Origin of the sequence: Yoonia sp. SS1-5 (assembly GCF_038443705.2) — a bacterium.
Taxonomy (GTDB): Bacteria; Pseudomonadota; Alphaproteobacteria; order Rhodobacterales; family Rhodobacteraceae; genus Yoonia; species Yoonia rhodophyticola.
The window spans coordinates 4,083,110-4,094,245 of sequence record NZ_CP151767.2 but is presented as its reverse complement, the minus strand read 5'-3'; the positions used below and the strand labels follow the sequence as shown (position 1 = coordinate 4,094,245).

At 58.5% G+C, this 11,136-nt stretch carries 12 protein-coding genes; 7 read left to right on the top strand and 5 right to left on the bottom strand.

Features of this window, described 5'->3' with window-relative positions; translation table 11 throughout:
- Window positions 1-89 precede the first annotated feature (89 nt).
- Window positions 90-260 (bottom strand): DUF2256 domain-containing protein, encoded by a 171-nt coding sequence (locus AABB31_RS21760; protein WP_342078915.1) that lies wholly within the window; start codon window positions 258-260, stop codon window positions 90-92.
- A 147-nt stretch (window positions 261-407) separates the two neighbouring features.
- Between AABB31_RS21760 and pepN the strand changes: the two genes are divergently transcribed.
- Window positions 408-2,957 (top strand): aminopeptidase N, encoded by a 2,550-nt coding sequence (gene pepN, locus AABB31_RS21755; protein WP_373635327.1) that lies wholly within the window; start codon window positions 408-410, stop codon window positions 2,955-2,957.
- Between the two features lie 103 nt (window positions 2,958-3,060).
- On the top strand, window positions 3,061-3,927 hold the full coding sequence (locus AABB31_RS21750) for a 1-acyl-sn-glycerol-3-phosphate acyltransferase (RefSeq protein WP_342076179.1): 867 nt from the start codon (window positions 3,061-3,063) through the stop codon (window positions 3,925-3,927).
- Here the strand turns inward: AABB31_RS21750 and AABB31_RS21745 are convergent.
- Window positions 3,878-4,684, bottom strand: coding sequence for a transglycosylase SLT domain-containing protein (locus tag AABB31_RS21745; RefSeq protein ID WP_373635326.1), 807 nt, complete (start codon window positions 4,682-4,684; stop codon window positions 3,878-3,880). The genes AABB31_RS21750 and AABB31_RS21745 overlap by 50 nt on opposite strands.
- A 120-nt stretch (window positions 4,685-4,804) precedes the next feature.
- Here AABB31_RS21745 and gatB point away from each other — a divergent pair, with 120 nt between their 5' ends.
- Together gatB and AABB31_RS21735 are read left to right on the top strand one after the other, a co-directional pair.
- The gene (gatB, locus tag AABB31_RS21740; protein WP_342076182.1) at window positions 4,805-6,316 is read left to right on the top strand and encodes an Asp-tRNA(Asn)/Glu-tRNA(Gln) amidotransferase subunit GatB; all 1,512 of its coding nucleotides are present in this window, start codon (window positions 4,805-4,807) and stop codon (window positions 6,314-6,316) included.
- Between the two features lie 137 nt (window positions 6,317-6,453).
- A complete protein-coding gene (locus AABB31_RS21735) occupies window positions 6,454-6,873 on the top strand; it encodes a DUF4177 domain-containing protein (RefSeq protein ID WP_373635325.1) in 420 nt (139 codons plus the stop codon).
- 14 nt (window positions 6,874-6,887) lie between these two features.
- On the opposite strand, the gene AABB31_RS21730 is transcribed toward AABB31_RS21735, so the two are convergent.
- A complete protein-coding gene (locus AABB31_RS21730) occupies window positions 6,888-7,142 on the bottom strand; it encodes a BolA family protein (RefSeq protein ID WP_342076183.1) in 255 nt (84 codons plus the stop codon).
- Between the two features lie 78 nt (window positions 7,143-7,220).
- Here AABB31_RS21730 and AABB31_RS21725 point away from each other — a divergent pair, with 78 nt between their 5' ends.
- Window positions 7,221-7,856 (top strand): J domain-containing protein, encoded by a 636-nt coding sequence (locus AABB31_RS21725; RefSeq protein WP_342076184.1) that lies wholly within the window; start codon window positions 7,221-7,223, stop codon window positions 7,854-7,856.
- Window positions 7,857-7,944: 88 nt separating this feature from the next.
- Here the strand turns inward: AABB31_RS21725 and AABB31_RS21720 are convergent, their stop codons facing one another.
- Together AABB31_RS21720 and msrB are read right to left on the bottom strand one after the other, a co-directional pair.
- Window positions 7,945-8,478 (bottom strand): hypothetical protein, encoded by a 534-nt coding sequence (locus AABB31_RS21720; RefSeq protein ID WP_342076185.1) that lies wholly within the window; start codon window positions 8,476-8,478, stop codon window positions 7,945-7,947.
- Between the two features lie 358 nt (window positions 8,479-8,836).
- On the bottom strand, window positions 8,837-9,298 hold the full coding sequence (gene msrB / locus AABB31_RS21715) for a peptide-methionine (R)-S-oxide reductase MsrB (RefSeq protein WP_342076186.1): 462 nt from the start codon (window positions 9,296-9,298) through the stop codon (window positions 8,837-8,839).
- A 220-nt stretch (window positions 9,299-9,518) separates the two neighbouring features.
- On the opposite strand from msrB, the gene cobS reads away from it, so the two are divergent.
- Together cobS and AABB31_RS21705 are read left to right on the top strand one after the other, a co-directional pair.
- Window positions 9,519-10,505 (top strand): cobaltochelatase subunit CobS, encoded by a 987-nt coding sequence (cobS, locus tag AABB31_RS21710; RefSeq protein ID WP_342076187.1) that lies wholly within the window; start codon window positions 9,519-9,521, stop codon window positions 10,503-10,505.
- 254 nt (window positions 10,506-10,759) lie between these two features.
- Complete coding sequence (locus AABB31_RS21705; RefSeq protein ID WP_342076188.1) at window positions 10,760-11,116, top strand: hypothetical protein; 357 nt, start codon at window positions 10,760-10,762, stop codon at window positions 11,114-11,116.
- Window positions 11,117-11,136 lie beyond the last annotated feature (20 nt).

The following is an 11,136-nucleotide window of genomic DNA, read 5'->3' as shown; positions in this document are numbered from 1 at the left end:
GATGGTCCTCTTTTTCCAGCGGGCGCAGGGTCGACTGCGCGACCTTCGAGTAGAACAAAAGTTTCCGATAGGCAACAACCGTGGTCAAATCATGTGACCAATTTTGCACCGTCATCGGGACGGGCCTGCGACCGGCAACGGACGGAACAATATTTGACCTGATCCCAATCCTTTTTCCATTTCTTGCGCCACGAAAATGGCTTGCCACATGTGGCACAGATTTTCTGTGGAAGGTCGGATTTCTTGCGCATCTTGCCCATGGCGCAAGGATAGCGCGGCCGGCGCCGCGATCCACCCTGACCACGGATGATCATGACGGACGCTGCCGGGCCAATCGGCCGGCCTGGCCCATTGCGGGCGGTCCCGCGCAGGACTACGCTTTCATCAACCAGCCAAAGGATGTCACCATGAAAGACGCGGCGCCGCAGACAATCTACCTCAAGGACTATACGCCGCCGGCCTATCTGGTTGATCACGTTGATCTGCGCTTTGTTCTGAATGAAACAAAGACCCGCGTTTTTTCAAAACTGCATATGCGGCCCAATCCGGATGCCGCGTCCGAGGCGTTTTTTCTGCATGGGGAAGACATCACGCTGATCGCGGCCAAGATTGATGGTACGGCCATCGACCCGCAAATCGACGCGACCGGCCTGCACCATACGGTCCCAAACGCGCCTTTCATCTTCGAGGCCGAGGTCGAGATCAACCCGTCCGCCAATACAGCACTTGAAGGGCTTTATATGTCGGGGGGCATGTATTGCACCCAATGCGAGGCGCAGGGATTTCGCAAGATCACCTATTACCCGGACCGGCCTGACGTGATGGCCACTTTCACCGTGCGGATTGAAAGCGACCTGCCGGTTCTTCTGTCAAACGGGAACCCTGTGGAGGCAGGCGATGGGTGGGCAGAATGGCATGATCCATGGCCCAAGCCCGCTTACCTTTTTGCCCTGGTCGCGGGCGAATTGGTCAATCACCCCGATCATTTCACCACCATGGCAGGCAAAGAGGTCGCCTTGAATATCTGGGTGCGCCCCGGGGACGAAGGCAAATGTGCGTTCGGGATGCAGGCGCTCAAGCAGTCGATGAAATGGGACGAGGATGTCTATGGGCGCGCATACGACCTTGCGGTTTTCAATATCGTTGCGGTGGATGATTTCAACATGGGAGCGATGGAAAACAAGGGGCTGAACATCTTCAACTCTGCCGCGGTGCTGGCTTCACCCGAAACAGCGACAGATGCCAATTTCGAACGGATCGAAGCAATCATTGCACATGAATATTTCCACAACTGGACGGGCAACCGGATCACCTGTCGCGACTGGTTTCAGCTGTGCCTGAAAGAGGGACTGACGGTGTTCCGCGACCAGCAGTTCACCGGCGATATGCGCGGGGCGGCTGTCAAACGGATTGACGACGCCATCGTGCTGCGCGCGCATCAGTTCCGCGAAGATGCAGGCCCCCTCGCCCACCCGGTCCGGCCAGCAAGCTTTGTCGAGATCAACAACTTCTACACCGTCACGGTCTACGAAAAGGGAGCCGAGATTATCGGCATGCTTCGGCGGCTTGTCGGCCCGGAGAATTATGACAAGGCGCTTGATCTCTACTTTTCGCGACATGATGGCGACGCCGCCACGATCGAGGATTGGCTGCAGGTCTTCGAGGATGCGACCGGCCGTGATCTTACCCAATTCGGCAAATGGTACGCGCAGGCAGGCACCCCGCATCTGAGCGTGTCGGAAAGCTTTGAGGATGGCACGTATATATTGCATCTCAGCCAGCAAACGCCGCCAACGCCGGGGCAGCCGGAAAAAGAACCGCTGGTCCTGCCGATTGCGGTTGGGCTGCTGGACCAGCGCGGCACCGAAATCGTGCCAACCACCCTGCTGGAAATGACAGAGGCCAGCCAAAGCTTTACCTTTGACGACCTGCAGGACAGGCCGGTGCTGTCGATCCTGCGCGACTTTTCCGCGCCCGTCATCCTGAAGCATACGCAAAGCGACGCCACCCGCGCATTCCTTTTGTCGCATGACACCGATCCGTTTAACCGCTGGGATGCGGGCCGCAGCCTTGCGCAGGATGTGCTGGTGCGCATGACCCGCGATCAGGCCACACCTGATCAGAGCTTTCTGGACGGTCTGGCTGCGGTTCTGCGCGATGACAGTCTGGATCCGGCTTTCCGGGCGGTTGTGCTTTCATTCCCGTCCGAGGATGACACGGCGACAGCCTTGTTTGACGCGGGTGTGACCCCGGACCCCACCGCCATTCATCAGGCACATGAGGCGTTGACGCTGTATCTGGCCCAACATGTGCAGGATATCAGCCCGCGCATCTATGCCGACATGACGGTGACGGGGCCCTATCGACCGGATGCGGCTGACGCCGGGCGGCGCAGTCTTGGCAACCGGATGCTATCGCTGATGTCCAAACTCGATGGCGGCAAGCAGGCCCAACTGCAATTTGCGCAAGCCGATAACATGACGCAATCGCAGGCCGCACTGACCGCCCTTTTGAAAATCGGCAAAGGGGCGGATGAGCTGGCGGCGTTTGAAACCGCATGGCACGCGGACCGGCTTGTCATGGATAAGTGGTTCGGTTTGCAGGTTGGCTGCGCTGCCCCTGAACAGGCGGCGGGAACTGCGCGCAAACTGACCGCCCATCCGGCCTTTGATCTGAAAAACCCCAACCGGTTCCGGGCGGTCTTTGGATCGCTCAAGGCCAATGCGGCTGGGTTTCACGACCCGACCGGCGCGTCTTATGCGTTGCTTGCCGACTGGCTGATCAAGCTGGATGCGCTGAACCCGCAGACAGCAGCCCGGATCAGCGCCGCCTTTGATGCATGGAAGCGGTATGACGCCAATCGTCAGACAAAGATGCGCACAGCCCTGCAGCGGATCGCCGATACGCCCGGCCTGTCGCGCGACACAACCGAAATGGTCACGCGTATTCTGGGCTAAAATCTGCGCATGGATCGGGGGAGCGATCGCAAGCTGCCGCCGCTTGTCCGATTGTCACGCATCTGTCGTGGAATCGTTACGCAGCAATGCGCATCCAAGAACCATGGAACATCGCATTGACCCGTTGATCGCCGAGCGCGCACCGTGGCTCTACGGCACCCTCCCCGGCAGTCGGTTTGCGCGCCGCTGCCTGCACCGGCTTTTGGGCTATGACAAGACGCTGGAAATCGCAAAGTCGCTGGAAGACGCCCCGACGGACGCGATTATGGCGCGCATGGGTAATCGACTTGCGCGGATGGTGCACTCCAGCGGGATGGGCCATATACCCGCCCACGGCCCTGCATTGATCGTGGCCAATCATCCGACCGGTATTGCGGATGGCATCATCCTGCACAGTCTGATCGCGGCCCGACGTCCGGACACGTATTTCTTTGCAAATCGGGATATTCTGCGGGTGTTTCCGCAGATGGAGACGATGATCGCGCCAGTCGAGTCGCGCGAGGACAAACGCAGCCATGCCAAGACGCGCGAAACGATGGCCTATCTGCGGCGGGCGACTGCGGCTGGCAGGCTGGGCGTGATCTTTCCATCAGGGCGGCTTGCCAAGCGACGTGGTCTGCAATTATGCGAGCGACCCTGGATGCAGTCGGCGGCCATGCTGGCGCGCAAATTCGACATACCGGCGATCCCGGTCAATATTCAGGCGCGCAATTCGGCCCTGTTTTACCTGTTTGATCTTATCCACCCCACGTTACGCGATATCACCTTGTTTCATGAAACGCTGAACAAGGATCGGCAACCGTTCAAGATCACGATGGGCGAGCCGATTTCGGCTGCGGCCTTGCCCCGGAATGCTGATGAGGCGACCCGGATGTTGCGCAAGGCCACCCTCGCCCTGGGTGGTGCGGATGCGCCATATGTCAATCTTGTGGCGGCGTCGCGGTCATTGTCGAAACCACCACAGGCGTAGCCGGGCGGGCAATGGGGCGGATCGTCTCCAGCGGCTGGCAATAGCTTTGCGCACTGGTCCAGGCCGACATTTCCGCAATCTTTGCACGTTTGGTCATCGGCCCCCAATCGGCGGCCACCCCGCGCCAGCGACGGTCATAGATTGCCACCGCATTGTCGCGCGGCACGGTCACGGCCATGATGCGGGCCGCACAGCTTAAGTTCTCCGCGGGGTTCTTGAGGGCATCACCGGTCCGGGCGCGGCACCCATACCGGCGGGCCGTGTCAGGATAGATCTGCAACAACCCGTACCACAGATCGCCACCACCGACAGCGGTCGGACGATAGGTGCTTTCATGTTTGGCCAGGGCTGACATCATCCCCACCCAGAAGGCGCGCCGTTGCTCTGGCCCGTGGGCGGCATAGGCGGGGCACCAGCGATCAATATCGCGGGGCACCACCGATGTCAGAACCTCTGCATGGGCCGCAACTGCCGACATGGCCGCACGGGTCCAGACCCGGCCGCCGCGTTTGAAATCCCACCGGGCCCGGGGCAGAAACGGCGCGCGCGCCACGGGGCGCACATCAGGCGCGCGGGTTTCAATCTCGACCGGATAGCGGATCATATGCAAAGGGCGCGCCGCAGGGCGGACGCTTGCCAGTTTCGCCGAAATGGCATCGGCGCGCGATAGTGGGCGGATATCGGATGTCTGTGCCGTGGCAGGCAGCGCCAGCATCAGACCGGCCATCACCCCCATGATGGTTCTGATCAATGTCATGGCCGGCAATCTGCACCGCAACTGGCAGATCATGCAAGCCTGTTCTGGGTGGGTTCATGTCTTGATGCCGACGGGCAGAGGACTTAGACAACCCCCGAACGCCAGCCAAAGGATGCGCCCATGCTTGACCTGACCTATGACGCCCCTGCCCCCAAGGTGATTGCCGGGGCCAAGCAGGATTGGGAATTGGTGATCGGGCTGGAAGTCCACGCGCAGGTCGCAACAAATGCAAAGCTGTTTTCAGGGGCATCGACCCTGTTCGGGGCGGAACCCAACAGCAATGTGGCCTTTGTGGATGCGGGCATGCCCGGCATGCTGCCTGTGATCAACGAAGAATGCGTGGCGCAGGCGGTCCGGACGGGGTTGGGCCTGAACGCCGAAATCAACCTGACATCCGCCTTTGACCGCAAGAACTACTTTTACCCAGACCTGCCGCAGGGCTATCAGATCAGCCAGCTCTATCACCCGATTGTGGGCGAAGGCGAAGTTCTGGTGGAAATGGGCAACGGGCTTGCGCGCACGGTACGTATCGAGCGCATTCACCTCGAACAGGATGCGGGCAAATCCATTCACGACATGGACCCCAGCATGTCCTTTGTCGATCTTAACCGGACCGGTGTCGCATTGATGGAAATCGTCAGCCGCCCCGATATCCGCGGGCCGGAAGAGGCCGCCGCCTATGTCAGTAAACTGCGGCAGATCCTGCGCTATCTGGGCACCTGCGATGGCAACATGCAAAACGGCAATATGCGGGCGGATGTGAACGTTTCGATCTGCACGCCCGGCGCTTATGAAAAATACCAGGAAACGCAGGATTTCAGCCATCTCGGCACGCGCTGCGAGATCAAGAACATGAACTCCATGCGGTTCATCCAGATGGCGATCGAGGTCGAGGCCCGCCGCCAGATCGCATTGGTCGAGGATGGGCAGGAAGTCGTTCAGGAAACCCGGCTTTATGATCCCGACAAGAACGAAACCCGGTCGATGCGGTCCAAGGAAGAGGCGCATGACTACCGGTATTTCCCGGATCCGGATCTTCTGCCGCTCGAAATCGAGCAGGGCTGGGTCGATGATCTGGCAGCCCAGCTGCCCGAATTGCCGGACGCCAAGAAGGCCCGCTTTATCGGTGATTTTGGCCTATCGGACTATGACGCCTCTGTGCTGACCGCCGAGGCCGAGAACGCGGCCTTCTTTGAAAAGGTTGCCGATGGGCGTGACGGCAAACTGGCGGCCAACTGGGTCATCAACGAGCTGTTTGGGCGGCTGAAAAAGGACGACACGGATATCAATGACAGCCCCATATCCGCCGACCGGTTGGGACAGATCATCGACCTGATCAAATCGGGCGACATTTCCGGCAAGATCGCCAAGGAAGTCTTTGATATCGCCTATACATCCGACCGTGATCCGACCGAAATCGTCGAGACGGAGGGGATGAAGCAGGTCACCGATACCGGCGCAATCGAAGCCGCCGTGGACGAGATCATCGCCGCCAACCCGGCGCAGGTTGAAAAGGCCAAGCAAAACCCAAAACTGGCAGGCTGGTTTGTCGGGCAGGTCATGAAAGCCACCGGTGGCAAGGCGAACCCGGCGGCGGTCAATCAGTTGGTCGCGGCCAAGTTGGGGCTTTAGCAGCCAGCATTTGAAATCGCGACAGCCGGGCCGCAAAGACACGTTCATTGCGGCTGTTAACCCTTTGATAACCCGAATCGTTGGAATTGCGGGCGCTTCTTGATATATCCACCCAAGTGGAATTCAGGGGTCTGGTGATGTCATATGAGTATAAGGTTGTTCCCGCGCCAACGCGTGGGCTGAAAGCGAAGGGCGTCAAGACGCCCGAAGACCGGTTTGCCCATGCGCTTGCGACCGTCATGAACGAACTGGCAGCCGATGGTTGGGAATACCAGCGCACCGACACCCTGCCCGCCGAGCAGCGCGAAGGCTTCATGAGCAAAACCACGGTATTTCAGAACATGCTTGTGTTTCGGCGCGCCAAGACCGCGGCCGCAGCCGTCGAAACGCCCGTTGCCGAACTGATGCCCGACGAGACAATTTTCGAGCGGCGCGAACCGCGGCTGACAGCCATCAGCGAAGAACCCGTGGTCGGCAATACGCCAACCTTGGAATTGCGGGTCCCCACAGAGAAATCGCCTGACAAACGCCCCACGTCCGACGTCGCCGCCGAATAGCGGCGCGCACTGGGCTAAGTCTCGATATCTATCGCCAATGCGTGAATGCGCCCGATAAGGTCGGGGCCAAGTGCTGCATGTATGGCTCTGTGCCGGGCAATGCGTGACATATCGGCAAATTGCGCCGCAGTGATGACAACCCGCCAATGGCTCTCGCCCGAGCCATCATCGCCGGCGTGACCCTGGTGCTGTGAACTTTCATTGATTATTTTCAGTGCAGTAGGAGAAAGCGTCTCCAATGCTGCGCGAATTTCGGTCTCTAGCGCCATTTATTTTGCTCTGCCCTCTTCAATCTCTCGGCGAGCGGTTTAAAGTGTGTTGCTCGAGTCGGAAAGGGATGACGCAGAATGAAAAAAGATGACCCCTTTGGTTTTGACATGTCAGTGTCGAGTTCAAAGAAAAAGAACCCGCGCGGGCGCAGGGGTATGTCAGGTGCATCCGAGACATCGACGCGGGTCTGTGACCACGAGGGTTGTCAGGAATCCGGGAAATACCGGGCGCCAAAATCCCCTGATATCCTCGATGACTTCTTTTGGTTCTGCCAGGAGCATGTCCGCGAATACAATCTAAAGTGGAATTTCTTCGATACCACATCCGAGGCCGAGCTTGCCGCGCAGATGGAACAGGACCGCGTGTGGGAGCGTCCGACAAAGCCGTTCAAGCGCACCGTGGAAGAGCGGGCCTGGGCCCGGCTGGGCGTGGATGACCCGCATCAGGTGCTTGGCGCCAACGCCACCCGCAACCCTGGGCGCGGTGCCGCATCCGGGCGTCGTTTGCCACCAACAGAACGCCGCGCGATCGAGATACTCGAGGCAAAGGACAACTGGTCCAAGCCGGAGATCCGCAAAGCCTACAAGGCGCTGATCAAAGTGCTTCACCCGGATATGAATGGCGGGGATCGTAGCCAGGAAGAACAATTATCCGAAGTCGTCTGGGCCTGGGATCAGATCAAGGTCAGCCGGAATTTCCGCGAAAAGGACTAGGATCAGGGCCCAAACAGCTCCGCAAAAGCAAAAAAGGGCCCGGCTTTGCGGGCCCTTTTCAGTTTCTTTGATACGCCCTACCGCATGGCTACCTGCGATACAGGTTTGCCTGGGACAGCTGACTTAACTGCGACACCGCACGCGGGTCGTAAGTTACTGGTCCGGATTGTTGTTCGGCCCGCCACATCATCATCAACGAATGCGCGATATAGATAATGGCAAACCATCCGACACCAAGCCAGGGCTTTGCAACAAACTCGGCGACGAGCACAAATGGCCCCACCAATGTGCCGTAGACAGGCGACACAAGCGTGCCAGCGATCAATGCCGCGACCAGCGCGATCAGAACACCAGCAAGTCCAGCCCGAGCGATGCCAAGCGCACCAGCCCCACCCATCCAGTTCCGCGTCAGAAACAACGCGACACCGGACGCCACACCGCCAGCCACAATGATCCAAAGATCATTTCCTGTGGACACTGCCGGAATGGCATTTTCGCCTTCGATAGCGGTCATCAGAACCAGGGTAATTCCTGATGCAACAGCGATGACAGCCGCAAAAGCAAGTGCCAGGTATTTATGACCCCGGCTTAAATGCAGACCTTTGAAAAGACGCGCTAACATTGCGCTTACCTCCTAACATAATGACAACTGCAATCTTGCAGAATTTGGTGCGAAGATATGTGCCGATTGGCACAGCAGCTTTCATTTGTAAGTCCATTTTTTGCCATATTCCGCCGGTTCGAACAATGGTTTTTTGGCAAAAAACCGCCTACTGGACCCAACCCCCTAGAAATGCTTGATATTTTTGAACCCAAAGTGAACGCGGGTCAGGCTATGTTTATCAGCGGCATCGCGACAGTTACACGACCCGGTCAGAACTGTTATCAGATCGCAGACGATCACACTTAAGGGTTGAGCGACAACGGGGCCAAAATCGCGAATCTGTCCAAAATAAGGCCGCACTGTGCGGACGGCGTGATCAGGCTGCCCGAAACACCAGGCTGACACCATTCAGGCAATGCCGCTGACCTGTCGGTGGGGGCCCATCCGCAAAGATATGCCCCAGGTGACTGCCACAGCGCCGACAATGGACTTCGGTGCGCACGGCCAGAAGTTTGCGATCAAGCTTGGTGCCGATGGCGTCCTTGAAACTGGCATAAAAGCTGGGCCAGCCCGTGCGGCTGTCATATTTTGTCGAGGATGGATAAAGCGGCAGGTCGCATCCGCGGCAATGATAGATGCCCGCGGCATAATTCTTGTCCAGTGGGCTGGTGCCGGACCGCTCTGTCCCTTCCTGCCGCATGACACGGTATTCCAGATCGGTCAGCATTGCGCGCCATCCTGCATCCGTCCGGGTCACTTCGAAATCCGTCCCGGCCTGCAGGGCCAATGGTGTCGCTGATGCGCACAGGCTGGCAATGATAAACTGACGACGATGCATAACTGGTCTCCGAAAACTCCTGCGACGATACGCGATCACCCTGTTTCAGACCATGCACTTTGACGTGAATGCCATATAGCGTTGGTAAGATCCCCGAGCGGCCGCCCCCATCCCCCTGACGACCTGTGCGACAAAAACGCCTGTCGGACCACTTGCGGCACCTGCCATAATCGGGCATGCCGTGCCGCATAGATAGGTGATCAATAGAGGCGTTTGAAAGATGGCCGACGGCACAACCGATATGCAAGCAAAGCCCACCGAAGAAATCTCTGTCCGCGAGGTTTTCGGCATCGACAGCGAGATGAAAATCAAAGGCTTTGCAGAGCGGTCGGACCGCGTGCCGGAAATCGACAGCACCTACAAGTTTGATCCGGACACGACCTTGGCCATCCTGGCAGGTTTTGGATACAATCGGCGCGTGATGATCCAAGGGTATCACGGGACGGGGAAATCGACCCATATCGAACAGGTCGCCGCCCGCCTGAACTGGCCTGCTGTACGGGTCAACCTTGATAGCCACATCAGCCGGATTGACCTGATCGGCAAGGACGCGATCAAGCTGCGCGACGGGGTGCAGGTGACCGAATTTCACGAAGGCATTCTGCCATGGGCATTGCGCAACCCGGTTGCCATCGTCTTTGACGAATACGATGCGGGCCGGGCCGACGTGATGTTCGTGATCCAGCGGGTGCTGGAAACAGACGGCAAACTAACCCTGATGGATCAGAACGAGATTATCACGCCCAACCCATACTTCCGCTTGTTTGCCACAGCCAACACTGTGGGTCTGGGCGACACGACGGGTCTCTACCACGGCACCCAGCAGATCAACCAGGCCCAGATGGACCGGTGGTCGCTTGTGGCAACGCTGAACTATCTCAGCCACGATGCCGAGGCCGCGATCATCCTGTCCAAGTCACCGCATTTCAACACCGAAACCGGTCGCAAGATCATCAGCCAGATGGTCACAGTGGCCGATCTGACCCGGACGGCATTCATGAATGGCGACCTTAGCACGGTAATGTCACCCCGGACGGTGCTGTCCTGGGCCGAAAACGCGCGGATCTTCAATGATGTCGGTTATGCGTTCCGCTTGTCCTTCCTGAACAAATGTGACGAGCTGGAGCGTCAGACAGTTGCGGAGTTCTACCAGCGCTGCTTTGACGAGGAATTGCCGGAAAGTGCGGCGAGCCTCAGCCTAGGCTAGCTGACACGCGATCATGTCACGATCTTTCGACCCTCCCGTCAGCGGGATCTGTCGCGATACCGCTATCCTGTGAGTTGCCCAAGAATGTGCGACCGTTCCGCTTGATTTGCATGATCATCGGCGACCAGTGCGGCGGTCAAACAACGCATAGCCGCAACAGGTTATAAAGAAAGTTTTCAGAACGCCTTATTTTTGAGCCATTTCTTTACCAGCATGTTCGTATGATGTGCGGTATGCGAACTCTTGGTTTGATTTTGACGCTCACCACCGCGGTGTTGGCAGGCCCTGCCCGCGCGACGGAACACCAGCAATTGCAGACTTTTGCGGCCTGTGCGGGGCGGTTATCGGCGGTGATGGAATATCAATGGATGTTTGACGGGGTTGCATCAGAACGCACCAAGGCACAGCGGGCAACCGTTCTGCAGTTGATCGAAGCGGTCATGCCCGAAGACATGGGGCGCGAGGTTTTGCATTGGCGCATCTCGGCGAAGCTGGCGCAATCGGCGCTGCTGACCCGTGCGACGTTCAATGACGACCCCGCGGATGCGGCGTGGGCCACCCAAACCGCAGACCGGCTGACCCGCGACTGCACCGCTTTCCTTTTGAGTTGATCACGGCGTCCACGCGCCTA